At 37.4% G+C, this 26,458-nt stretch carries 20 protein-coding genes; 13 read left to right on the top strand and 7 right to left on the bottom strand.

The window, feature by feature from the left end; genetic code table 11:
• The first annotated feature begins 15 nt into the window (after nucleotides 1-15).
• Nucleotides 16-135 carry a 30S ribosomal protein THX gene (locus tag FFS26_RS13005; RefSeq protein WP_065119703.1) on the top strand — a complete coding sequence of 40 codons (120 nt, stop codon included), beginning with the start codon at nucleotides 16-18 and terminating at the stop codon, nucleotides 133-135.
• A gap of 57 nt (nucleotides 136-192) precedes the next feature.
• Here the strand turns inward: FFS26_RS13005 and FFS26_RS13000 are convergent, their stop codons facing one another.
• The 3 genes from FFS26_RS13000 to FFS26_RS12990 all read right to left on the bottom strand — a co-directional run bounded on the left by FFS26_RS13000 (nucleotide 193) and on the right by FFS26_RS12990 (nucleotide 2,703).
• Nucleotides 193-852, bottom strand: coding sequence for a DUF937 domain-containing protein (locus FFS26_RS13000; protein ID WP_137905202.1), 660 nt, complete (start codon nucleotides 850-852; stop codon nucleotides 193-195).
• Between the two features lie 80 nt (nucleotides 853-932).
• Entirely contained in the window at nucleotides 933-2,192 is a 1,260-nt protein-coding gene (locus FFS26_RS12995; protein ID WP_137905201.1) for a protein O-mannosyl-transferase family, read from the bottom strand.
• 1 nt (nucleotide 2,193) lies between these two features.
• On the bottom strand, nucleotides 2,194-2,703 hold the full coding sequence (locus FFS26_RS12990) for a DUF2480 family protein (protein ID WP_110008267.1): 510 nt from the start codon (nucleotides 2,701-2,703) through the stop codon (nucleotides 2,194-2,196).
• A gap of 78 nt (nucleotides 2,704-2,781) precedes the next feature.
• Here FFS26_RS12990 and lpxB point away from each other — a divergent pair, with 78 nt between their 5' ends.
• The 12 genes from lpxB (at nucleotide 2,782) to FFS26_RS12930 (ending at nucleotide 22,982) form a co-directional block, all read left to right on the top strand.
• Entirely contained in the window at nucleotides 2,782-3,885 is a 1,104-nt protein-coding gene (gene lpxB, locus FFS26_RS12985) for a lipid-A-disaccharide synthase (RefSeq protein ID WP_137905200.1), read from the top strand.
• Between the two features lie 42 nt (nucleotides 3,886-3,927).
• Nucleotides 3,928-5,019, top strand: coding sequence for a glycoside hydrolase family 99 protein (locus FFS26_RS12980; RefSeq protein ID WP_110008265.1), 1,092 nt, complete (start codon nucleotides 3,928-3,930; stop codon nucleotides 5,017-5,019).
• Between the two features lie 141 nt (nucleotides 5,020-5,160).
• A complete protein-coding gene (locus FFS26_RS12975; RefSeq protein WP_137905199.1) occupies nucleotides 5,161-6,933 on the top strand; it encodes a ComEC/Rec2 family competence protein in 1,773 nt (590 codons plus the stop codon).
• Between the two features lie 145 nt (nucleotides 6,934-7,078).
• The gene (locus tag FFS26_RS12970) at nucleotides 7,079-7,741 is read left to right on the top strand and encodes a succinate dehydrogenase cytochrome b subunit (protein WP_110008263.1); all 663 of its coding nucleotides are present in this window, start codon (nucleotides 7,079-7,081) and stop codon (nucleotides 7,739-7,741) included.
• A 15-nt stretch (nucleotides 7,742-7,756) separates the two neighbouring features.
• Nucleotides 7,757-9,769, top strand: coding sequence for a fumarate reductase/succinate dehydrogenase flavoprotein subunit (locus FFS26_RS12965; RefSeq protein WP_110008262.1), 2,013 nt, complete (start codon nucleotides 7,757-7,759; stop codon nucleotides 9,767-9,769).
• 24 nt (nucleotides 9,770-9,793) lie between these two features.
• Nucleotides 9,794-10,561, top strand: coding sequence for a succinate dehydrogenase/fumarate reductase iron-sulfur subunit (locus FFS26_RS12960; RefSeq protein ID WP_062675785.1), 768 nt, complete (start codon nucleotides 9,794-9,796; stop codon nucleotides 10,559-10,561).
• 309 nt (nucleotides 10,562-10,870) lie between these two features.
• On the top strand, nucleotides 10,871-12,412 hold the full coding sequence (locus tag FFS26_RS12955) for a TlpA family protein disulfide reductase (RefSeq protein WP_110008261.1): 1,542 nt from the start codon (nucleotides 10,871-10,873) through the stop codon (nucleotides 12,410-12,412).
• Nucleotides 12,413-12,520: 108 nt separating this feature from the next.
• Nucleotides 12,521-13,933: a 23S rRNA (uracil(1939)-C(5))-methyltransferase RlmD gene (gene rlmD, locus FFS26_RS12950; protein ID WP_110008260.1), complete on the top strand. Its 1,413-nt coding sequence runs from the start codon at nucleotides 12,521-12,523 to the stop codon at nucleotides 13,931-13,933.
• Nucleotides 13,934-13,963: 30 nt separating this feature from the next.
• The gene (locus FFS26_RS12945) at nucleotides 13,964-14,440 is read left to right on the top strand and encodes a hypothetical protein (RefSeq protein WP_110008259.1); all 477 of its coding nucleotides are present in this window, start codon (nucleotides 13,964-13,966) and stop codon (nucleotides 14,438-14,440) included.
• Nucleotides 14,406-15,071 (top strand): DUF6048 family protein, encoded by a 666-nt coding sequence (locus FFS26_RS12940; RefSeq protein ID WP_110008258.1) that lies wholly within the window; start codon nucleotides 14,406-14,408, stop codon nucleotides 15,069-15,071. Before FFS26_RS12945 ends, FFS26_RS12940 begins: the two co-directional genes overlap by 35 nt.
• A gap of 277 nt (nucleotides 15,072-15,348) precedes the next feature.
• Nucleotides 15,349-18,384, top strand: coding sequence for a reprolysin-like metallopeptidase (locus tag FFS26_RS12935; RefSeq protein ID WP_137905198.1), 3,036 nt, complete (start codon nucleotides 15,349-15,351; stop codon nucleotides 18,382-18,384).
• A 167-nt stretch (nucleotides 18,385-18,551) separates the two neighbouring features.
• Nucleotides 18,552-22,982, top strand: coding sequence for a GEVED domain-containing protein (locus FFS26_RS12930; RefSeq protein WP_137905197.1), 4,431 nt, complete (start codon nucleotides 18,552-18,554; stop codon nucleotides 22,980-22,982).
• A gap of 143 nt (nucleotides 22,983-23,125) precedes the next feature.
• Here the strand turns inward: FFS26_RS12930 and coaE are convergent, their stop codons facing one another.
• Genes coaE through ruvB form a run of 4 tightly spaced genes read right to left on the bottom strand, consistent with a single transcriptional unit; the run spans nucleotide 23,126 to nucleotide 26,336 of the window.
• Nucleotides 23,126-23,755, bottom strand: a complete 630-nt coding sequence (coaE, locus tag FFS26_RS12925) for a dephospho-CoA kinase (protein WP_110008255.1) — start codon at nucleotides 23,753-23,755, stop codon at nucleotides 23,126-23,128.
• Between the two features lie 9 nt (nucleotides 23,756-23,764).
• Nucleotides 23,765-24,631 carry an MBL fold metallo-hydrolase gene (locus FFS26_RS12920; RefSeq protein WP_137905196.1) on the bottom strand — a complete coding sequence of 289 codons (867 nt, stop codon included), beginning with the start codon at nucleotides 24,629-24,631 and terminating at the stop codon, nucleotides 23,765-23,767.
• A 13-nt stretch (nucleotides 24,632-24,644) separates the two neighbouring features.
• Complete coding sequence (locus FFS26_RS12915; RefSeq protein ID WP_110008253.1) at nucleotides 24,645-25,256, bottom strand: FMN-binding negative transcriptional regulator; 612 nt, start codon at nucleotides 25,254-25,256, stop codon at nucleotides 24,645-24,647.
• Nucleotides 25,257-25,313: 57 nt separating this feature from the next.
• Nucleotides 25,314-26,336: a Holliday junction branch migration DNA helicase RuvB gene (gene ruvB, locus FFS26_RS12910; protein WP_110008252.1), complete on the bottom strand. Its 1,023-nt coding sequence runs from the start codon at nucleotides 26,334-26,336 to the stop codon at nucleotides 25,314-25,316.
• Nucleotides 26,337-26,458: the final 122 nt, after the last annotated feature.

Raw genomic sequence — 26,458 nt, 5'->3', positions numbered from 1 at the left:
CAAATACATAATACTATGGGAAAAGGAGACAAAAAATCAAGAAGAGGAAAAATTAATTCCGGAAGTTATGGTAAAAGAAGACCTAAAAAAGCCTCAAAATCTTTTGCAGCTTCTGAAGAAAAATCTAAAAAGTAATCAAAATAAAAAGACCGAAGATCATACCTCCGGTCTTTTTTATGAAAATTAAATTAATTATTTACCACCTAAAATATTGCCAAGGATGCTGCCTAGTCCGCCGCCGCCTTGTTGTTGGTTTCCTCCGCCACCCAACACATTTCCCAGTATATCGTTCAGAGGATTTCCTGATGATTGAGATTGTCCTCCACCTCCCAAAACACTTCCAAGAATGTCATTCAAAGGATTAGACTGCTGGGATTGAGCCTGATTGGAAGCGTTTCCAAGAATTCCTCCTAAAAGATCTCCCAAGCCGCCTGCTCCTACATTACTCTGTTGTTTCTGCTGTCCGATATAGCCCATAACTACAGGTGCCAGCATCGCAAGGATAGGACCAATTTTGTCTATTGAAATTCCTGTATTCTGTGATAATTGGTTTTCAACAGTACTTTTTTGCCCACCAAAGATATGATCAAGGATCGATCCGCCTTCAGCCTGTCTTGCCTCAATTTGTGAAGCATCATTTAAAATACTGCCGTTATGGTCCTTATCTAAAGCATTATTTAAAGCTTCCGCTTCTTTAGCATCCTGAGATTTATTTCTAAGATAAGAAATAATAAGAGGTGCAGCAACGGCTAATAGGGCAATTACCTGATTTTTGCTGATTCCGAATTTGTTCTCAGCCTGTTCAGCAACCTGATTGCCGGTGTTCCCTGTAAGAAGGTCAATTAAACTCATTTTTGTGTTTATTTAGTATTAAGTAAACCAAAGTTATCAAAAAATATGCCTCAGAAAATAACCGGCTTTCACAAATATTGTTAAAGTTTTCTGATCTGCTCTTCTGTATACCCTCTGCTTTTTAACAGCTTTATATATTCTGCTGCACTAGCGGTCATCCATTCAATGGGTTCCGGTGCCTGTTTTTTATCAATGGTGAACTCCAGAATACCTACATTGTTATTCATCCAAGGAAGTACATAATAAGAGAGTCCGCCTTTATACTCCTTAAATGAATGAAATTCTTTTCCTTTCTCAGTTAAAAAAATGACTTTATACAGTAGAAGATATCCTACAGGAATCAATAGGCAGACCCATGAAAATTTTCTAAGATGGGCATATTTGACAGAAGAAAGACCGTAGCCGATAGACAAAGCAAAAATGACATTGAAAGGCAGAAAGAAAACGTAATTGTCTGATACCGCATAAAACGTTGAAAACCCATATACACATACGGCCCCCGCAGCAAAAACAAAAAACATTTTTCTGTTGGTTTTGTACAGAGACAGGATACCTGCGATACCAAAAAATATAAACAGATTGAAATTATAAATAAGATATACGAAAGATTGAAAGAAATCCTTTATGTATTGAATGATGTCTTTTTTCAGGGAGTCTTCTACCCAAGTTCCCTGGTCAGAACTATAAGGAGATTTGAAAGGAAGTCCCTGGGAAATATTCAAGATGAATAAAGAACCGAATAGCAGAATAAAAATCAATAATGAAGCGGCTGCATATTTTTTTTCATTTCTGAAATAAAATAAAAAGATCAGTAAAGCAGGAATCAGAAGGATATTCTGAATATGTACCCATAAGCTTACCCCTAGAAATAAACTGCTTAACAGAATATAGACTCTCTTGTTTTCCGTAAAACTTTTGATAACCGAAAAGAAAAAAAGGCTTACCCAAAGCGAATTATAAGTATATACTTCCACGATTTCCGCATTTCTCCAAAAGGTAAAACTGAAGCCGAATACAAAAGCAGCTGTAATAGATGCCCATTCTGTTTTTGAAATACTTTTCACCGTAAGATAAATGACAGAAACTGTGGCTGCTCCTGAAAAAACTACTAAAAACCTGCTTGCTTCAATAGCGTTGATGCCTGCGAGATTTTTAATGAAAATAACAGTATTAATATATAAAAAGTGACTGGTTGCGGTAGCGGTTGTTTCCCATATGCCTTTTTCTGCACTCAGCACAAATCCTACACAGTCAGCAAAAGGAATTTTTGAAAAACTCCCGCAATAATAGATACCAAGAAAAATAATAAATAAAAATACGGCTGATAAAGATTTGTTCATATTAGTTCTTTACAATAGGAACATTAGAACAGGCTTCTCCGAACATCAGGGATTTTACTATTGGCTTTAATTGTTCTACCAATTCAATATAAGCATTTTCAGGAATTTCTTTATCTGAACATCCTTTTACAAGGACTCTCTTTCCTCTCATTTCCTCAAAATCATGAGTCTGGATGGCGTTATGCATTAAAATAACTTCCAGGTCTTCACGACTTCCAAAAACTATTTTCTTAGCTACATCTGTAAGTTTTGCAGTTAAAACAAAATAAGCCCAAAGAGGAATAATGGTATCTACAGAATTGTAGATGTATATATAAGTATCTTTATATTGTTCCGTATCGATTGCATCTACCTTTTCACGAAAATCCTTTTCTTTAAGGATCATTTCCTGAAAAAGGAAATCTTTAAGGTCAATACCTTTTCTTTCCCCTTTTGGCAGTAAAGTGGTAAGGTCAAAATTGATAAGGCCGCTTTCTGCAACTTTATTCCGGATTTCAAATTCTTCTGACATTTTTTATCATTATCTTTGAACAAATTTACGAATTAAGATCATATCTGTCTTAATTTGTTCTCTATCCTTACTATAGAAATGAAATATTATATTATTGCAGGAGAAGCTTCCGGTGATTTGCATGGAAGCAACCTGATGAAAGCCTTAAAACACAAGGATCCCCAAGCGGAATTCAGATTTTGGGGTGGCGACCTTATGAAAGCTCAGGGAGGAACTCTGGTAAAACATTACCGTGACCTTGCTTTTATGGGATTTCTGGAAGTGGTGATGAACCTCCGTACTATTCTGAATAATATCAAATTCTGTAAAGAGGATATTCAGAAAAACAGACCTGACGTCCTGATTCTGGTAGATTATCCGGGATTCAATCTGAGAATTGCAAGATTTGCCAAAGAGTTGGGAATTAAAGTTGTTTATTATATTTCTCCGCAGCTTTGGGCGTGGAAAGAAGGCCGCGTAGAAATTATCAAAAAGTATGTGGATGAAATGATGGTGATTCTTCCTTTTGAAGAAGATTTTTACAGAAAACACGGCGTTCACTCTCATTTTGTAGGTCATCCTTTGCTGGATGCTATTTCGGATCTGCAGGAAATCAGTATTGAAAAATTCAAGTCAGAGCATGGATTGAACGAAAAAGAAATCATAGCATTGCTGCCCGGTTCCAGAGAACAGGAGGTGGAAAAAATGCTTGAAATCATGCTTTCCGTAAGATCGCATTTTAAAAATTACCAGTTTGTCATTGCCGGGGCGCCAAGTTTACCAAAAGAATTTTATCAGAAATATGTAGATGATAATGTTCATTTTGTTTCCAATAAAACTTATGATCTGCTAAGATGCTCAAAGGCAGCTCTTGTGACTTCCGGAACTGCAACGCTGGAAACAGCTTTGCTGAATATCCCTGAAGTGATTTGCTATCGTGGAAGTAAAATTTCTTACGCCATTGCTAAAAGATTGGTGAAAAATATCAATTATATTTCTCTGGTTAATCTGATTATGGACAGAGAAGTCGTAAAAGAATTGATTCAGAATGATCTGAATACTAAAAATCTGGTAGAAGAACTGAATAAAATCATAGCTGGAGAGAAAAGAGAACAGGTTCTGAATGACTATAACCTTCTTAGAGAAAAGCTAGGTGGAAAAGGCGCAAGTGAGCATGCTGCTGAGGTAATATTGAAAGTATAGTATTTATCAAATGCTTTTGAGAATTTAATCTACATTGTAACTATGAATTATTTTAGCCGTTTTCTCCTATTATTAACGTTTACATTATTTTTCTCAAACAGTTTTGCCCAGCAGAACGATAAAAGAGATAAAATCCAGATATTTTATTACGGCTGGTACGGAAATCCTGCAACGGACGGAAGTTATCAGCACTGGAATCATGAGATCCTTCCTCACTGGAGCAATCCGAAATGGAATAATCTGGGCCATCACACAGGAGGAGATGATATTGGTGCTAATTTTTACCCGGCGCTTGGAAATTATAGCTCGAATGACACAAAAATCATAGAGCAGCACATGAAAATGATCAAAGACTCCGGGGTGGGAGTGGTGGTGGTAAGCTGGCTGGGAAAAGATTCGTTCACGGATAAAAGTCTTATCAAATATCTGGATATTGCAGATCGCTTTGATTTAAAAATTGCCTTTCATATTGAGCCGTTCTATAAAAATACATCAGAATTAAAAGAACAGCTTTCTTATCTGGTAAAAACCTACTCTCATCATCATGCTTTCTATAAAAAAGAAGGGAAGCCTTTGTTTTATGTCTATGACAGTTATAAAATCCCCAAAGAAGAATGGATGAAAATATTATCCAAAAATGGCGAGGGAACAGTTAGAAACACAGATTTAGATGCACTTTATATCGGGCTTTGGGTGGAGAAAGATGATGCTAAATTCTTTAATAAATCTGGTTTTGACGGTTTCTACACTTATTTTGCCAGTGAAGGGTTTGTGTATGGAAGTACAGCAGACAACTGGGATTTTATGGCCAAATTTGCTAAAGATCATCATCTGATTTTTATTCCGTGTGTAGGTCCTGGTTATTCCGATACAAGAATCCGCCCATGGAATGAAGCTAATTTCAAAAGCAGAGATAACGGAAAATATTATGAGAAGTTGTTTGATGCAGCTATTAGGGTAAAACCGGAATTTATTGGAATTACATCATTCAATGAATGGCATGAAGGAACACAAATAGAGCCTGCTGTTCCTAAAAAAGCAGGTGATTTCAAATATGAAGATTACGGTAAAGATCCTTTATTTTATATCAAAGAAACGAAGCGTTTGACGGATAAATTTCTGAAAAAGAAATAATATACTTTCAAACTTAATTTTTAAAACAAAAAATAAAGCGTTCTGTTGACATTTTTGATGAAGACAAAGCGCTTATTTAGTTCTTTAAGAGTTTATAAATTCTCCTTTAATCACTTATTTTAAAAGGATAATTAATGGAAATTGAACAAGCAGCCTCTTCTTATTCTGGCAGTATGTTTTATTCTTGGAATTCTTTTTCAGGATAAAATAGCATTGGCAGAATATTTTATTGATGGGGTTGCTGTAACTTGTTTGGTTCTGCTTGTTGTAATCTGCTTTCATTCTTATTTTCTACATAAAACCAAAACTGTTTTACTGATGCTCCTATTGTTTGGAGGAGGCATTATTCTTCATTTTTATAATACCTCTTTGTCAGACGATAAGCTTCTGATAAAGAAACATGAAACAGTTACATTTAAGATCTCTCAGAAATTAAATTCTTCTGAAAAGTATAGAAAATATGAAGGCGTAATACAGGCAGAAGGAACCTGTTTCAATTCAATTTTTTATATTCCAAAAGACAGGAAAGAACTGGATTTTATTCACTACTACAAAACTGAGGCTTATATTACGCAACCTCAGGCGCCAACACATGATTTTCAGTTCGATTATGCCCAATACCTGAAAAGGAAGCATATTCATTACCAGATTTATATTTCAGAAGGAATTGTTTCTGCGGAACGGAATGATTTAACATGGGCAGACCGGCTTAAACAATACAGGTTTGAGGTTCTTAGAAAAATAGATAAGACAGCAATTTCAGAAAAAACTAAAGAATTTCTAAAAGCTATTATTCTGGCCGATAGAACAGAGATTGATGCTGGCACCGTCAGAGATTTCAATAGATCAGGAATGGTTCATTTTCTGGCCATTTCCGGAACTCATATTGTGGTTGTTTTTGGGATATTCTATTTTTTTCTGATTCGTTTTACTGTTTTACAGCTCAGAAAATATGCGGTTATTCTCAGTTTGATTTTCATCTGGGTGTTTGCCGCTTTTATCGGATTGGGTAATTCAGTATTGCGGTCCTGTATCATGTTGAGTGTTTATTTTATTTTCGTTTTGCTCCAGCGGAAACCGGATCTTCTTCATTCACTTGCTTTATCTGCTTTTTTTATTCTGATTGGAGATACCCAGCAGCTTTTTGATGTGGGTTTTCAGCTTAGCTTTCTGGCTGTTTTGGGAATTTACTGGTTGAATCAGCCATTGCTGAAATGCTTTCCAAAACAGAATAATGATATCGAAAAACTTTTGTATAACACCATTACAATTTGTCTATCAGCACAGCTGGCAACACTTCCTCTGGTGCTCTGTTATTTTCATCAGTTTTCATTTATATCAATTATTGCCAATGTTGTTATTGTTCCTTTTTCTGAGATCATCATTGTCTTTTCATTTGTAATGACCGGTCTTATTTCTTTGGGAATTGATTTTGATCTTATAAACAGAGTGTATGATGAAGTTATTCAGGTTCTGCTGAAGATGATCCACTGGTTTGCTGAGGTTGATTTTCTTTTCTTTGAAAATATTCCAATGAGTGGGATAGAAGTGATTTCTGCATCTGTGTTTGTATATTGGTTAAGGCCGGCTATTCTGAAATTCAATGTGAAAAATAGGATGAGTTTGGTGATGGCAGTTTTACTCTTTCTGATGATAAGAAGCGGAATCACGGCTTTTGAAAATCAGAAAGAAGAGATATTGGTTCATCGTTTTAATAAAAGCTGGATTTTTTCAGTAAAAAATGGTAGCAGAGTATGTTTCTGGATTCCGGATATGAAAAATAAGACGAAGATTTTACAGTATATAGTCAACCCATATTGTGCTTCCAGAAGAGTAGATCGTTTTGAAATAAAAACCTTCTCACCCTCCATTCAAAAAGTAGTTTTCAGAGATAAGACTTATGATCTGAAATAACGGTTCTGAATTTAGCCATTTTCCTGTATTTATAACGGATGAAAATCTTATTTAGAAAGATTACAAACTGTCTATTTGTGAGATTTCTCACTTTTCGATATTGTTAAACTTTCTTAATTTTGTGGAAATTCAAATTTAAACTTATATGGCAGGTTTAACGAGTTCTACGATAGGTAGAAAATACGCTATGGCATTATCAGCTCTGTTTTTGCTGATTTTTCTTATACTGCATTTGACAACCAATTTGTTATCAGTTCTAAACAAAGATGCATTCAATACAGCATCCGACTTTATGGGCTATAATCCTTTTGTGCAGTTCTTAATGCAGCCTATTCTTGGTTTTGCAGTAATTTTCCATTTTATAATGGGATTTGTGCTTGAGATCAAGAATAATAAAGCGCGTCCGGTAAAGTATGCAGCGAACAACGCATCAGTGAATTCTTCATGGATGTCCAGAAATATGATTATTTCAGGAGCTGTTATTTTAGCTTTCTTGGCGCTTCACTTATATGATTTCTGGTTACACGAAATGAATTACAAGTATGTAGAAGGATTGACTCCTGATGCAGAACGTTTCTGGCCTGAGCTTCATGAAAAGTTTGCTGATCTTTGGAGAGTGGCTTTATATGTAATCTCTTTTGTTTTGTTAGGGTTACACTTAGCTCACGGATTCCAGTCTTCATTCCAGTCTATCGGTGCCAGACATCCAAAATATACGCCGGTGATCAAAGCTTTCGGGAAATGGTATTCAATTCTTATTCCTGCAGGATTCATCATCGTAGCAGTTTTCCATTTTATAACTCAATAATATCAATATACTAATATGAGTAAATTAGATTCAAGAATTCCAGCGGGTCCTCTTAAAGACAAGTGGAAAAATCATAAAGACCATATGAACCTTGTTGCACCAAACAACAGAGATAAAATTGATATTATTGTTGTAGGTACAGGTTTGGCAGGAGGTTCTGCTGCAGCTACATTAGCTGAGCAAGGATACAACGTAAAAGCATTCTGCTATCAGGATTCTCCAAGAAGAGCTCACTCGATTGCAGCTCAGGGAGGGATCAACGCAGCTAAGAATTACCAGGGAGATGGTGACTCTACTTACAGATTATTCTACGATACCATCAAAGGTGGTGACTATAGAGCAAGAGAAGCTAACGTTTACAGATTAGCTGAAGTTTCTGCAAATATTATTGACCAGTGTGTTTCCCAGGGGGTTCCTTTCGGAAGAGATTACGGTGGCCAGTTGGATAACCGTTCATTTGGTGGGGTTCAGGTAAAAAGAACTTTCTACGCAAAAGGACAAACCGGACAGCAGTTATTATTAGGTGCTTATTCTGCAATGAGCCGTCAGATCGGTAAAGGAAGAATCAAGATGTACAACCGTCATGAGATGTTGGATCTTGTTATTGTTGACGGAAAAGCAAGAGGAATTATTGCAAGAAACCTTGTAACAGGAGAAATTGAAAGACACTCTGCTCACGCAGTGGTAATTGCTTCAGGAGGATACGGAAACGTATATTTCCTTTCTACCAACGCAATGGGATCTAACGTTTCAGCTGCGTGGAAAATCCATAAGAAAGGAGCTTACTTCGCAAACCCATGCTACGTACAGATTCACCCTACTTGTATCCCAGTTCACGGAACACAGCAGTCTAAACTGACTTTGATGTCTGAATCATTAAGAAACTCAGGAAGAATCTGGGTTCCTAAGAAAATTGAAGATTCAGTAGCGATCAGAGAAGGCAAATTAAGACCTGAAAATATTAAAGAAGAAGATAGAGATTATTATCTGGAAAGAAGATATCCTGCATTCGGTAACCTTGTACCTAGAGACGTAGCTTCCAGAGCTGCTAAGGAAAGATGTGATGCCGGATACGGAATTGAAAATAATGATACTAAAGAAGGTGTTTACCTTGATTTCTCTACAGAGATCATGAAAAAAGGTAAAGAAGCCGCTATCGAAAAACATATTCATAATCCTACAGATCAGCAGATCTATGATCTTGGTAAAAAGTGGGTTGAGGAGAAGTATGGTAACTTATTCGTAATGTACGAAAAAATTACAGCTGATGATCCTTACAAAACTCCAATGAAGATCTATCCTGCTGTTCACTATACAATGGGTGGTGTATGGGTTGATTATAACCTTCAATCTACGATCCCTGGATGTTTCGTAATCGGTGAGGCTAACTTCTCAGATCACGGGGCAAACAGATTAGGTGCGTCTGCATTGATGCAGGGGCTTGCTGACGGATATTTTGTACTTCCTTACACGATTGCAGATTACCTTTCTGCAGATATCAGAACAGGAACTATTCCTACCAATTCAGCACCATTTGACGAGGCTGAAAAAGGAATTAAAGAGAAAATTAATTTCTTCTTAAACAATAAAGGAACTCACTCTGTAGACTATTTCCACAAGCAGTTAGGAAACATCATGTGGAATAAAGTAGGAATGGGAAGAACTCCTGAAGGTTTAAGAGAAGCGATTAAGGAAATTGAAGAAGTAAGAAACAACTTCTGGAAAAACGTAAAAGTTCCGGGAGAAGGAGAAGGAATGAACACTGAGCTTGAGAAAGCATTCAGAGTAGCAGACTTCCTTGAGCTTGGACAATTAATGGCTATCGATGCACTGCACAGAAACGAATCTTGTGGTGGACATTTCCGTGAAGACCATTCAACTCCGGATGGAGAAGCGGAAAGAGATGACGTAAACTACAAATACGTCGGAGCTTGGGAATATCAGGGAGACGATATCAACGCGGAAGTGTTGCATAAAGAAGAACTGATCTACGAGAACATCGAGGTTAAAACTAGAAGTTATAAATAATCTCCAACCTATAAATATAACATTATGAGTGCAAAAAAAGGCTTACATCTTACGCTGAAAATTTGGAGACAAAAAAATAGTAAAACTAAAGGTCAGTTTGAGACCTATAAAATATCAGATGTATCTACAGACTCTTCATTTTTAGAGATGTTAGATATCCTGAACGAAAATTTAATTAACGAAGGAAAAGAACCTATCGCTTTCGACCACGACTGTCGTGAGGGAATCTGCGGTATGTGTTCTCTTTACATCAATGGTAGAGCTCATGGACCTGATACAGGTATCACAACTTGTCAGCTTCACATGAGAATGTTCAAAGATGGAGAGACTATCGTTATTGAACCTTGGAGAAGTGCTGCTTTTCCTGTTATCAAAGACTTGATGGTAGACAGAAGCGCATTCGACAGAGTAATGGCAGCAGGAGGTTTCATTTCTGTGAACACTTCCGGTAATACTTTGGATGCTAACGCTATTCCTGTTCCTAAAGAAGATGCAGATAAAGCAATGGATGCAGCAGCTTGTATCGGGTGTGGTGCTTGTGTAGCGACATGTAAAAACGGGTCTGCAATGTTATTCGTTGGAGCAAAAGTTTCTCAGTATGCATTACTTCCACAAGGTAGAGTAGAGGCTAAGAGAAGAGTTCTGAACATGGTGAAAGCTATGGATGAGGAAGGATTCGGAAACTGTTCAAATACCGGAGCATGTGAGGTAGAATGCCCTAAAGGTATTTCTCTTGAAAACATTGCAAGAATGAACAGAGAATACATGGCTGCTCTTGTAGATCAAGGATAGAATTGATTCTGATACATAGAAAATCGCCTTCATTTTTGGAGGCGATTTTTTTATGAAAAAGAAGACTCTGTTAAAGTTTGTTAACTTATGGCCGGATCTTCGTCATTCTTTATTTATAAACTATATATTTGAAAGGTAGTTGAATCGTTTTAATGAAAAAGCTTTCAAATGCTTTTTACCATCAAAAAGGTGTCATTCAATAATTGGAATACCCCTTTTGAACGGTAATAATAAAATTTTTAAAAAAAATAATTAGTGTGAATTAGCAAGCCCTAAAAAGCGTATTTTTGTGTAATATTAAAAATTGAAATGAAAAAATATCTTTTATTGTTTATCATCACATTCTTTGTGATGTCTTGTTCAAAAAAAGTAGAAGTAAAAGGAAAAATTACCGGAAGCTCACCATTGGAAAGAATTGAATTTGTAGAAGCTTCAGGAGTAGGAACCCTGCCTTTAATTAATATAGGTCTCGATAAAGACGGAAACTTTTCAGGAAGTTTTGATGCTCCCAAGGATGGGATGTACGTAATCAACTACGCAGGCAGACAAAGCCTGATCTATCTTGAAGGAGGACAAAAAGTGAATATCTCAGGAAACGGAGCTACCTTCCCAAATGAATATGTGATTACCGGAGATGCTAAAAAGAATAATGATTTCCTTACAGCTTCTCAGAAATTTTTAGCTGAGTATGGTAATAAAGTTAACTTAGGCGCTTTGATGGCAGGAGATGAAGCTGCATTTTTGAAAGGAATGCATAAAATTGAAGCGGATATTAATAAAAACGTGGATGACCTTGCTAAGAAAAATAATCCAAGCAAAGGACTATTAGAGTGGAAAAAAAATGATGTGAAAGTAACCATTCTTAATTTGCTTGCCAACTATGAAATGTCTCACGGCCCAATGTCCGGAAACCCTTCTTACAAATCTTCTAAAGCTTTTAAAGATTACGAAACCCAGTTAGAAACAGACAAAGAAGCAATGGTGAAAACCATTCCTCTTTACAGACAATATCTTTTGGTAAAAATGACTCCTGATTTCCAGAAATATGCTGAAGCAAACAGCAAAGGAAAAACAGGTATTACAACTTCTGAGATGTTTGCCCAATATTTAAAAACTAAAAAAGATTTATCTCAAACAACAAAAGATTATCTTCTTGCATTTGTAATGGCTCAGGCTGATATTCATCCAACAACTCCGGCTGCTAATATCGACAAAATTAAGAAGATCATCGATTCAGATATTAAAGATGCTACCATTAAAAGCGACCTTTTAAAAATGCAGGTAGCGATTACAGGACTTAAAATCGGAGAGGCAGCTCCCGAAGCCGCTTTAGCAAAACAAGACGGAAAAGCTTACAAGCTTTCTGAAAACAAAGGGAAACCTTATATGCTGTTCTTCTATGCTTCATGGAACCCTTACATTAGCGAAGCTACAGTACCTGTATTAAAAGAAGTCGTAAACTTCTATAAGTCTAAAATGAATTTTGTCTTTGTAAACGTTGATGATACAAAAGACCAGTTCATTAAAACAAGTAATTCTTTATTAAAAGGAATTCAGGGAGTAAATGTTTACGGAGAAGGAGGATTGAACTCAGATATCGCTAAGAAATATGGGGTATACGGATTCAAATTACCTTGCTTTGTAATCATTGATAAAGACGGTAAAATTGCCAGCAGATCTTTCGTCAACCTTGGTGAGCAGGAATTGGTGACAATTCTTGATAAACTGACAGGTCTTTCTGCTCCGAAAGTAGATCCGAATGCGCAAATGCAGCCACAACTGCAGCTTGATCCATCTGCAATGCAGCAAGCCCCACAGCAAGCAAATCCACAGCCGGCTCCAACAAAATAATAAACTTTAACACTGTATAGAAACCTTATCTTCGGATAAGGTTTTTTTTATTGTATTTTTGCAAACCGGAACGTTAAAGTTTCAATTAGGAAAATAGAAAATTTTAGAATGAGTAGGAAGAAAAAAAGAGATCTGACTCTTGAAAATATAAAATTGTTGACTGCCGGAGCAAAAGGCGTGGCAATAGGAAAAACAGAGGAAGGTAAAACGGTAATGGTAACAGGCGCCATTCCAGGTGATATTGTGAATGTGAGAGTGAAAAAAGCAAAGTCTAAATACTATGAAGGCGAAGCAATTGAAGTTCTTGAAAAATCACCTTACAGAGTTGAGCCTAAATGTATTCATTTTGGTACTTGCGGAGGATGCAAGTGGCAGAATATGAGCTATGAAAAACAGCTTGATTTTAAACAGGAAGAAGTCTATAATAATATCAAAAGGATCGGAGGAATTGATGACTTTGAAACGGTTCCGATTCTAGGGTCTGAAGAACAATATTTTTATAGAAATAAAATGGAGTTTTCCTTCTCTAATGCGAGATGGCTTACTCAATATGAAATAAGCTCCGAAGAAAATTTCGGGAGCAAAGATGCCTTAGGTTTTCATATTCCGGGAATGTGGAGCAAGATTCTTGATTTGAAAGAGTGTTTCCTTCAGGAAGATCCTTCCAATGCCATTAGACTGGCTGTAAAAGAATATGGCGTTAATACTGGCCTTGACTTTTTTGATGTGAGAAATCAGGAAGGATTCTTAAGAACCTTAATGATGAGACAGAACTCCAAAGGAGAATGGATGGTTCTTTTCCAGCTTTACAGAGAAGAAAAAGAAAACAGAGAAAAACTTTTTGAATTCTTATTAGAAAAATTCCCGCAGATTAAAACATTGGTATATGCTATTAATCCTAAGCAGAATGACTCTATTTATGATTTAAATATCAATGTATATTTCGGGGAAGGATACCTTATGGAAGAAATGGACGGACTGCAGTTTAAAATCGGTCCGAAATCATTCTTTCAGACCAACTACAAACAGGCACTGGAGCTATACAGAAAAACATTGGAGTTTGCAGATCTTAAAGGAGATGAAGTAGTGTATGACCTTTATACCGGAACAGGAACAATCGCCCAGTATGTAGCAAGAAATGCAAAACAGGTGATTGGAATAGAATCTGTACAGGAAGCCATAGACGCAGCTATAGAACACGCCGCATTGAACGGATTGACAAATACAACGTTCTATTGTGGAGATATGAAAGATATTTTCAATGATGAATTTATGGCGAATCATCCTAAAGCAGATGTGTTAATCACGGATCCTCCAAGAGATGGAATGCACCAGAAGGTTGTAGAGCAGATTTTAAAACTGTCACCTGAAAAAGTAGTTTATGTAAGTTGTAACTCAGCAACACAGGCGAGAGATCTTGCCCTGATGAAAGATCATTATACTTTAGTAAAGATCTTACCGGTAGATATGTTCCCGCAAACGCACCATGTTGAGAACATTGCATTGCTTGTTAAAAAATAAATTATTTAAATTTGAATTTCAAATCTTAATATGAAGTACTTTAAATTTCTCATAGCAATCTGCTTTTTAGGAATGCTTTTTTCCTGTGGCGGAGATGATGATATCTGTGAAAGCGGAGAAGGAACTCCCAGAATGAAGGTAGGTTTCAGAACATTGGCGGAAGGAAAGGATACAACCATAGATACATTGTATGTATCAGTAGACTATGGTGGAGGAAAGGTGGATTTGGGAAAACTTGCCAACATTGATTCCAGGTTAATTCCTTTACGTGTAGACAACTCACCCTATACGGATGTTTATTTCAAAACCAGATTCAAAGGCCCGGAGTCTCATGTAAGAATCAGCTATAGTACAAAGTCTACCTATGTATCTCCGGGATGCGGAATCAAAAAATCTTATGAGAATTTAAGTTCAGAATTAGTAACTCCGAATCCTGTTCTGAAACTGGAAGCCGGGCAAAATCAAATAGAGAATGAAGACAAGACTAATCTTTACCTTTCTTTTTAGTTTATTGGGAATAATAAACTGGGCACAAGAGAAAAAAAAGGAAGCAGAAAAGAAAGTTCATGAGAAATATGAACCCAATTTTATGGTTGGCCTTGATGTTCTGAACACCGGAGCCGGATTCTTTTCAGACAGAAAACTGTATCAGGGATTTATTTCGTCAAAGATAAAAGGAAATCTGCATGCTATTGCGGAAGCAGGTTTTGAAAAGAATGTGTATCAGAAGAATGGTTATGATGCAAAAGCAAGCGGTCCCTTCGTTAAGTTGGGGGCTTTCTATATGCTGGCAAAAGATGCAGAGAATGAATTCAACGGATTTTATGCTGGTGGAAAAGCAGCAGGATCATTCTATAACCAGGAATATATGGCAATTCCCGTTCGCGGATTTGGGGGAAGCAGTTCCTCTGAAGCATTTCCTTCATCCTCTCAGTCTTCTTTCTGGCTTGAAGGTACATTGGGGGGCAGAGTGCAATTGTTTAGTTCCAATTTTTATATAGATGTAAATCTTCAGCCAAGATATATGGTTTACACTTCCAAACAGGATGATATTTCTCCAATGATCGTTCCCGGTTTTGGAAGAAGTTCCTCAAAGTTTAATATGGGGTTTGCATGGAATATTGCTTATAAGTTCTAAAAATAGTAATACATAAGTTTTAAAATACATAAAATACAAACTTTAGATTGTTCTAAAGTTTGTATTTTTTTTAATAAATGTTACTTATAATTTCTATAAATTATAATTCTTGAATTGTACAATATATAGAATATAAAATTAATCATATTTTTTGATTTGTGTTTTTTTTAATGAATATGTTTTTTAGATGTATAATATTAAAAAATATTAAGTTATTTCATTTGTTTGATTTATAAAATAGCTATATTTGGCGGAAATTATAATTGTGTTTTAATTTATGAAAAGAGTATTTACTGCTTTAATGTTAACTTGCATAGGAGGGACAGTGTTCGGACAATGGACACCTACTTCTCTTAAAAAAGGAGACGACAACAAAAGAAGTACAGGATTTAGAGTAGATCAATCTAATGTAAGAGGTAACGGGTACTATAAACTGGACCTGAACTTACTGAGATCTCAGCTGAAGAATGCACAGGAAATGGGAGCCAATTCCACTCCTGTAGTAATTTCTCTTCCTACTATGAGCGGGAAGATTGAAAGGTTTAATGTATACAGTTTTCCGGTAGTTGTAAAAGAACTGGCAGACAAGTATGAATTGGGATCTTATGTTGGAACAAGTGTCGATGACCCTACCAAATATTTAAGATTCAGTATCGCTCCTAATGATTTTCAGTCAATGATTATCCATGGAGATAAATATGAATTTATCGATCCGGCATCAGCAGACAAAACGATTTATGCTGTTCATCCTAAAACAAAAAAGGATAAGAACGGTTTCCTGTGTTCTACAGAAGAATCTCCTGCTGCTAAAAAGGAAATAGATGCTTTATTAAAAAACGGACAGTCGTTCACTAATCAGCCAACAACTTTTAACAAAAGTTCTGATAAGAAATACAGAACAATGAGACTGGCAATGTCTGTTACAGGTGAGTATACACAATACTTTATGACACTTGCAAACGTGCCTGCTACTGCTACAGATGCCGAGAAAAGAGCTCCTGCATTGGTTGCCATCAATAACACGCTAACCAGAGTAAATGGAGTTTTTGAGAAAGATTTTGCATTGCATTTGAATTTACAGAATTTTCCAAATGTAATTTATATTGATCCGGCAACCGATCCATATGCTGCAGCTGCAACGGGCTCACAAGGGGCTTGGAACACACAGCTGCAAGCAGCTTTGACAGCCAATGTTGGAAACGAAAACTATGATATCGGACACTTGTTCGGTAAATCAGGAGGTGGAGGAAACGCCGGATGTATCGGGTGTGTATGTATCAATCCTACAACTGCAGTTCCTAAAGGAAAAGGTTCAGGATTTACTTCTCCGGCGAATGGAATTCCGTCTGGTGACGCCTTTGATATCGATTATGTTGCACACGAAATGGGGCACCAGTTAGGAGCTAACCATACTTTCTCTCATAATCTTGAAGGAAGCGGAGTCAATATGGAACCAGGTTCAGGAACTACCATCATGGGATATGCAGGTATTACCGGCCCTGATACAGATGTTCAGCAAAACTCTGATCCTTATTTCCATAAAGCAAGTATCGGTCAGGTACAGGCTAATTTAATTGCAAAAACTTGTGATGTAGAAACTACAATTACCAACAATCCACCTGTAATTGCTGATCTTCCAACATATACTATACCTAAAGGTACTGCTTTTGCTTTAACAGGTTCTGCTACAGATCCTGAAAATGATCCAATGACTTATTCCTGGGAGGAGGTAGATGATGCTTCAGTTTCTATTGATAAGTATAACTTAGGAAATACAACATCAGGAGCATCATTCAGATCTGCTGCTCCAAACGCGAGCCCGACAAGATACTTCCCGAAATTTACTTCTGTAATGAGCGGAGTTTTAAATAACGCGAACAATACATGGGAAGCCGTATCTACTAAGGCAAGAACTACAAATTTTGCATTAACGGTAAGAGATAATAATTCCAATGTAGCCCAACAGCAATCTGCTTTTAAAATTCAGACTATTGTTGTAGGTGATAATGGTGCTTTCAGATTGGCTAACCAATATGCTGATGTAAATACGCCAACTCCAATTCAATGGATTGTTGCCAATACCAATGCAGCTCCTTATAATGTTACGAATGTAAAAATTGACTATACTACAGATAACGGTACAAACTGGACTGTATTATCTGCTTCAACACCTAACGACGGAACTGAAAACTTTACTTTCCCTTCTTCATTGAACGGTCAGACTATTAAAGTAAGAGTTTCTTCAATAGGAAATGTTTTCTATGCAGTAGGACCTGTCACTATTGCACCTCTATCTGCTTGTAGCAGTGCTGCGCCAACTAACGTTGTGGTAAGCAATATCACCGTGTCTTCAGGAAGTGTATCCTGGATGTCTTATACTGGTGCAACTTATAAAGTACGTTACAGAAAAGTAGGTACAACAGTTTGGACTGAAGCTGATACAGCAGTGCCTTCAATCAACCTGAACAGTTTAATTGATGGTACTACGTATGAAGTTCAGGTAGCATTAGTTTGTGGAACTACAGTAGGAACATATTCTGTATCTGTGAACTTTAGTACACCTTCACTTACTTATTGTACAGCTTCTACAACAAATGCAAACTATGAGTATATTGCGAATGTAACTGTAGCAAATATAAATAATACTTCAGCAAGCAGTACTTATACAAACTATACAACGAATTCAGCTCTTCAGATTAACTTAACAAAAGGAAATACGTATCCTATATCTGTTAAAGTAGGCAACCCTGATGTTGCAGATTATGATGCTGTAGCCGCATTTATTGACTTTAACAAGGATGGTATTTTCAGTGATTCGGAAAGAGTATTGAATTATCCGGTGACTTTAACACAGCCATCAACGGTAGTAAGTGGAAACTTTGCGATTCCAAGTAATGCAGTAGAAGGACAGCCATTAAGAATGAGAGTTGTGGCATTCTATGTAGGTGCCGGAACCGGAAATGGAAACGTTGGTCTGTCATTACCTGCAGAATATGTATGTGATGTTAACTTCCAATATGGAGAAATTGAAGACTATAATGTAGTGATCACAGGTAACCTTTCTACTTCTGAAAACGATGTTAAAAATAATGGTATCCAGATTTATCCAAATCCTGCAACTGATGTTTTAAATATTACTAAAGTTTCGGATAAAGCAACTTATAAAATTTATAGTGCTGCCGGACAATTAGTAGACAGAGGAAATATCAATAATGGAAAAGTAAATGTTTCAGCTTTAGTGAAAGGTGGTTATATAATTACCATTGATGATAAAGGAATTGAACAGTTCAAATCTAAATTTATCAAGAAATAAAGATAACCTTTAAATATTAGTAAATCCCCGGAACTTCCCGGGGATTTCTTTATTTAGATCATAAGTAGTTAATTTGTTATTTTTTTATAAAAAAAACATAAATGTACTTATAAATTAATAATAAAAAATGATTAGATTTGTGTGATTAATATTATAATGAAAACATTATGAAGAAATTCTTTACCTCTTTAATTCTGTTTCTCTGTTTGATTTGTACAGGCTTTGTCTCCAAAGTCTCGGCTCAGGCAGGCCAGATCGGGACAGGAACGGGTACCTCTGTGTATCTCCCCATACGTTCCTATTATGGGTATAGTTATTCTCAGCAGATTTATACTGCTGCAGAGCTTACGACTGCTATAGGCACGTCAAACTATATCACGGCTATAAAGTTTTATTCCACCACCGTTTCATCCTCTCAGGCTGTATATAAGGATTGGGTGGTATACATGGGAAATACAACCCAGACTGCCTTTACATCCAACACAAACTGGGTGCCACTAAGTTCTCTGACTCAGGTGTATGCCGGAGATCTACCTAACTTAACGAATGGAAACTGGGTAACTCTTCAATTGGCTACACCATTTTTATGGAATGGAACAGACAATCTTGTGGTTGCTGTAAATGAAAAAACTCCAGGTTACTCATCTTCACCTGGTACAGCCTGGGGATCATACAATGCAGGAGCGAACCGAGGTATCATCTATTATGAAGATGGTGCAAATCCGGATCCTGCTGCTCCTCCTTCTGCAAAAGACAGACTTGCAGATATTCCGAGAATACAGTTGGAAAGCCACCCGCTTCCGGCTTGTTCAACAGCTCCGCCCACCAATATTACAGTTTCTAACCTGACAACAACTTCTGCTAATGTAGGCTGGTATCTTTCTGCAGGTGCCACTTATGTTGTAAGATACAGACCTGTATCAGGCGGCCCTTGGGTAACAATTAATGTTACAACTCCTTTGGTCGGAAATCAGATTATTACCGGATTAACTGAGCAGACACAGTACGAAGTTCAGGTAGCTACTATCTGTGGTGGTGTACAGGGAGCATTCTCTTCCAGTGTCAACTTTACAACTCCGGCACTTACTTATTGTAACTCCGGTGCAACAAGTACCTTTATTGATGGATATATCAGCCAAGTCTCTGTCAATGCACAAGGTGCTCCGTCTATGTACAGTAACTCTGGTCAGAGTGGCTATACAGATTACAGTACAGATCCTTCAAGAGTAGTTACTTTGGTAAGAGGAGGTACTGCTACCGTTTCAGTTTCAAAAACGTGGCCAGGTTACCAATACAGCTTCTTAACAGGGGTTTGGATTGACTTTAACCGGAATGGTGTTTTTGAAGCGACTGAAAGAGTACTTACTTCACCAAGTAATACAACAACTCCGGTTACCGCTACATTTACAGTACCAACTGCTGCCGGTGGTGTTTATACAGGAAACCTGACTACAAAAATGCGTGTTGTATTAAATGAATACAGCCCTATTAATGCTTGTGGAACTTATTCTTATGGTGAAACTGAAGACTATGCAGTAAAGCTCATCGATTTGGCAGGATGTTCTACAGCACCGCCATCTAATATCATGGTTAATAATGTAACTCCTTCTTCAGCGAATGTTACTTGGACATCCACTACAGGAGCTACTTATATCGTAAGATACAGAGTTTCTCCTTCCGGAGCATGGCAGCAGATTGCAGTAAATACACCATTAATCAGTAACCAATTACTTACCGGATTATTGGAACAGACTGCATACGATGTACAGGTAGCCACTGTTTGTGGAGGAGTAACAGGTGCATTCTCTCCAACTGTTACCTTTACAACACCTACTCTTACTTATTGTACAGCAGGTCCTACAAGCAATACTGCAACAAGCGGATATATTAATAATGTAACTGTTACTCCTACGAATACTCCTATTATGATGAGTAATTCCGGATCTGACAATTATAAAGATTATACACCGGATGCTACAAGAGTAGTGATCTTTGAAAGAGGTTCAGCAAATAATAAAATTTCTGTAAACAAATACTGGCCGGGTTCTCCTTCTTCATATGCAGTTTCAGCCTGGGTAGACTTTAACAGAAACGGAACATTTGAAACCAGTGAAAGAATTCTTAATACCACATACAATTCAACTACTCCTGTAACGGCTACTTTCTCAGTACCTACCGTTGCAAGTGGTAACGTGTATACAGGAACTCTTCCTACCCGTATGCGTGTAGTAATGAGATATTTTGATAATGCTAACCCTTGTGGTACATTCACTCAGGGAGAGGTGGAAGATTATGCAGTAAAATTTGTAGATGCTCAGCCTTGTTCAACGGCCGCTCCAACAAATATTACAGTAAATAATATCGGAGCTACTACAGCAACGGTATCATGGGTGGCAACAACAGGAGCTACTTATAATATCAGATGGAGAGTTTCTCCGGGTGGAGTGTGGCAGACAGCTACAGTTCCTGCGGGTCAGAACTTCTATGGAATTACTGGTCTTACAGAGCAGACTAATTATGATGTTCAGGTTTCTACAACTTGTAACGGTTCCACAGGTTCTTACTCGTCAACAGTAACATTCACAACCCCTCCATTAACTTACTGTCAAATGACAGGTACCGGTACGAATGACCATATTTCGAATGTAACAGTTACCTCTTCGAACCTTGGAGTTCCTCCGATGAATAATACTTCGGTACAGACCAATTATATCAGCTATACTTCTCCGGAAACTCTTATTACTTTAGATGTAGATTCTCAGAATAATAAAATTTCCGTAGCAAAAGGCTGGACAGGTGCAACAGGTAACGATGCTGTAACAGCCTGGATCGACTTTGACAGAAACGGACAGTTTACAGATGCCGAGAGAATTTTAATTTCTCCAGCCAACACAACAACTCCGGTGACGGCTACTTTTGCAGTTCCTTCGAATGCTTACACAGGACTATTAACCACTACAATGAGGGTTGTACTGAAACGTACAAGTGCTCCTGTAATGTGTCAGAACGCAGTAGATGGAGAAGTAGAAGACTACAGAGTAAGAATCAGACCTTGCAGCAATGCAACTCCTAACGCACCAACATTTACAACAACGCATACAACAGCTACTGTTACCATCACAGGAGCAGGAGTGAGCTATGTGGTGAGATACAGAGTTCAGGGAACAACGGCATGGACACAGGTATATGCTTCTGCACAATTAGGTAACCTTCCTTTAGTAATCAGTGGATTGACACCGGCAACTACTTATGAAGTAGAGGTTGCGGCAATCTGTGGAGATATCGTTGGAACAGCAACTCCAATCAAAACATTTACTACAAGATGTGATCCTACTCCTCCGAATGTGACAGTAACTAATATTACTCCAACAACAGCATTGATTACATGGTCTCCGCTTGCAGCAAGTTCTACGTATACCATGAGATGGAGAAAAGTAGGTACTACTACATGGGCTACTATAAGTTTACCGGCAGCTCCTGCCAATACTTATGTATTAGGAAGTGCAACTCCTTTAGAGCCATATACAACTTATGAAGTACAGATTGCTAACCAATGTAACGGTGAGAGTACATTAAATCCATATTCTAACCCTAAAGTATTTACTACAGAAAGAATATGTGAGATTCCGCCTCCGGGATTAACCATTACCCAATTACTTCCTACATCAGCGGCAATTCAGTGGGATCCGTTCCCGGGAGCAACATATGTGCTTAGATATAGAAAAGTAGGTATTCCAAGCTGGACAGAAGTACCATCATTAGTTAATAACCTTGTATTGACAGGTCTTACAGAATTAACAAAATATGAAATGCAGGTAGTAAATATCTGTAACGGTACACCAGGAAACTATACTCCTCCTTACTACTTTACAACTCCTACAGTAATCTACTGTAAGATGAAGGCTGAAAACTCAACAGGAGAGCATATCTCTAAAGTTACAGTGAAGCCTACTGGTAAGAAAACAATGGAGAATGAATCCGGAGCATCTACTTATACAGATTACACAGGAGTTCCTAAAACATTCATCGAGATGATCCAGGGATCCACTGACAATGAGATCATCATTGAGAAAAAATGGACAGGAACTACTTACAACGAAGGAATCGCAGTTTGGATTGACTTCAACAGAAACGGAGAGTTTGACATCAATGAAAGAGTATTTACTTCTTCGCCAAATTCAAACAGCCCTGTTTCAGGTAAATTCAATGTACCGGCAGATGCCTTTGTAAGTATGACAGATTATAAGTATGTAGTGATGAGAGTAGCCATGTCGAGAGACGGTATTCCTGTAAACTGTACTGACTTCAAAAACGGAGAAGTAGAGGATTACACGGTAAGAATCTCTAAACCTGTTGTTGCTAACCCGGTTGATCAGACCAGTGTTATGATTTATCCTAACCCGGTAAGCTCAGTGCTGTTTGTGAAAAATGTTAGCAAGAGAGCTAAATATAAGATCTACAATGCAGCCGGACAGGTTATCGCAGACGGTATCCTACTCAACAACCAGATCAATGTAAGCAGATTGATTAACGGTGTTTATGTAATTGATATCGATGACAACGGTAATACTACCCAAAAGAAATTTATCAAAGAATAATTATTTAAATTTCAAATCAAATAGAATAAGCCTCCGGAAATGGGGGCTTATTTTTTATAAAAAGATCCTTGTTGAATAACAACCTTCCAGGAAATATTTTTGCAGAAAAAAACTCGTTAGAAAAGCTTCTAACGAGTTTTTATTTATTCAATACTGAAAATCACTTTTTCAGTCTCTTCTTTTAATTCTTCCAGATTGGTATTATTGTAGATAATGCAGTCTGCCATTTTAATTTTATCCCTTTCGGGCATTTGTTTTTCCATGACCGCTTCTACCTCGCGGTAGGTTTTATTATCCCTGTCCATCACTCTTTTGATCCTGATGTTATCCTCGGCTGTCACCAGAAGAGATTTATAACATTGTCTGTTAAGTTTCAGTTCAAACAGTAAAGCTGTTTCTTTAAAAACTAAATATTTGCTTTGTTTCTTAACCCAGTTTTCAAAATCAATTCTTACAGCGGGATGAATAATTTCATTCAACTGCTGAAGCAGATCTCTGTTTTTAAAAACTTTATCCGCTACAAATTTTCTGTCATACAATCCGTTTTCATCATAAGCATCTTCACCAAGAAGTTCTTTGATTTTTATTTTCAGATCTTCACTCTCATTAACTATAGCTTTTGCTCTGTCATCGGAATAATAAACCGGAAAACCGAATTCCTCTATGAAGCGCGCTACTGTGGTTTTCCCGGAACCTATTCCTCCTGTTAAACCAATGATCTTGGGTGCTGGTTCCGGCTCTGTCTGCTGTGTTTCTGAATGTAATTCTTCCATGATTAAAAATTAATATCCAAAAACATCATTAAAGCTAAACGTTTCATCAAGTCTTACCCCTTTATCGGTCATTTTAAGACTTGCCAGTTCGTTATGAGCATCATGTTCAAAGAACAATAAATATTCGTTGTCTACACACTGCTTAAGGAATTTCCCTTTTTCTTCCAGTGTTAAAAGAGGTCTGGTATCATATCCCATCACGTATACCTGATTGATATGTCCCGCGGTAGGAATAAGATCGGCTGCAAAAACAACCGTTTTTTCCTGATATTGGATTACAGGAAGCATTTGTTTTTCTGTATGTCCGTCTACGAAGATAACGTCCATCTTCAGATCAGGAGCGAAACCGTAGTTTCCGGTAGTAGGAAGTGGTAAAAAGTTAAGTTGTCCGCTTTCCTGCATCGGCATAATATTTTCCTTCAGGAAGCTGGCTTTTTCCCTTGCATTGGGTTCTGTAGCCCATTGCCAGTGGTTTTCATTCGTCCAGAAGTTGGCGTTTTTAAAGGCAGGTCTGTATCCGGTTCTGTCGTCATTCCATTCTATAGCTCCGCCGCAGTGGTCAAAGTGAAGATGAGTAAGGAATACATCCGTAATATCTTCCTTTATAAAGCCGTATTTTTTAAGATTTTTATCAAGAGTATCGTCTCCCCAAAGAGAATAATGTCCAAAAAACTTGTCATCCTGTTTGTTGCCGAGACCGCAGTCTACCAGGATTAATTTTTTTCCGTCTTCAATAAGCAAAGAACGCGTTCCCAGATCGATCAGGTTTTTTTCGTCTGCCGGGTTTGTTTTTTCCCACAGACTCTTCGGGACGACTCCGAACATAGCACCGCCGTCCAGTTTAAATTTTCCACATTGTATTGGATATAACTTCATATGTATATTTTGATTATTTCTTTATTAATTTCATTTTCTCCGCAATTTTTCTTGCGTTATCATCAGACTGTTCAAGTTGGCTGATAATATTATTAAAATCACTTTCTTTTCTGTTCTGAGAAAGTTTTTGTTTGATGAATATTTCGGTTGGAATAACTTTAATCCCAAAAGCACCTTTCATTTCCTTTTCCACAAATTCCCTTCCCATGTCTTTCACCATCATTGGACATTGCTGGAAATTTTCATATTTGGACGTTAATTTATCCAAATGGACATACAGTTCATCATGATCCATTATTTCAACTTTTCCGTGAATCTGTACCGCCTCATAATTCCAGGTGGAAACATTCATATGATCATACCAGCTGCTGGATATATAAGTGTGGGCTCCCAAAAAGTCACAAAGAACTTCATCACCATCCTGTAAGGTTTTTGCCTGGGGATTAGCCCGTGAAATATGGGTTTCAATATAAATATTTTCAGGATTATCCTCATTAAGCATCATCATGGAATGGGTTGCCCGTATCTTATCAACAGAAGAAATCAGTAAAGCAAAAGAGTTTTCTTTGATAATCTCTCTCATCAAATCGTAATCTTCGCTTCTGTATAATTTAGGTATAAACATTAACTAATCAATTCTCATTAACCTTAAACTTTTAACTTTGAACTCAAAACTTTGAACTTAAAATAGCTCTCCCGGGTTTTTAGGCCTTGTAATATTCAAATGTTTGTAAGCTTTGTCGGTAACTTCCCGTCCTCTTGGAGTTCGGATAATAAAACCTTCCTGAATCAGAAACGGTTCATATACTTCTTCCAGTGTTTCCGGATTTTCGGCAATTGATGTTGCCAGGGCAGAAATACCAACCGGTTTTCCTTTAAAATTTTCAATCATGACACGCATGATTTTATTGTCCATTTCATCCAAACCAAATTCATCCACATTTAAAGAGTCCAAAGCATATTTTGTGATCTTGATCTCAATCTCACCATTTCCTTTAATTTCAGCAAAATCACGTACCCTTCTCAGTAATGCATTGGCAATCCTTGGCGTTCCACGGCTTCTTCTTGCTATTTCTATCGCAGCATCCTCATAAATAACAACACCTAAAACCCTTGCACTTCTTTGAATAATGGTTGATAAAAGCTCAATAGAATAATATTCCAGCCTGCTCTGAATCCCGAATCGGGCAAGCATTGGCTTCGTAAGCATTCCGCTTCTTGTAGTAGCTCCCACCAGAGTAAACGGATTTAAGCCGATCTGTACACTTCTGGCATTGGGACCTGTTTCCAGCATAATATCAATCTTATAGTCTTCCATGGCAGAATACAGGTATTCTTCTACTACAGGAGAAAGACGATGAATCTCATCAATGAAAAGAACATCATTTTCTTCCAGATTGGTCAACAAACCCGCTAAACTTCCCGGTTTATCCAATACGGGGCCGGATGTAATCTTGCAGTTTACCCCAAGTTCATTAGCGATAATATTGGCCAAAGTCGTTTTACCCAGCCCCGGCGGACCGTGTAATAAAACATGATCTAGTGCTCCGCCACGTCTTTTCGCAGCGGTAACAAAAACCTCAAGGTTCTCCAGCGTTTTTCTCTGTCCCGCAAAATCTTTAAAGCTCTGGGGACGGATCTGCTCTTCCTGCATCAGCTCCTCGTTTGAGTAGTTTTCCTTATCTGGATGTAAAAAATCTGGCATTAATTCATTTCATTTACCTCAAAGATAGCAAATTTAGACAAAGGTTGAAGGCCAGATTGAGAAAACGTTGAGATTGATACAGCGGTTTAAGCCTGGGTTGAAAATGAGAACCGCTAAGATTT

This window comes from Chryseobacterium sp. 2VB, from assembly GCF_005503635.1.
GTDB classification, from domain to species: Bacteria; Bacteroidota; Bacteroidia; order Flavobacteriales; family Weeksellaceae; genus Chryseobacterium; species Chryseobacterium cupriresistens.
Note: the sequence above shows the minus strand (reverse complement) of the source record. Positions and strands in the feature narration are given on the sequence as shown.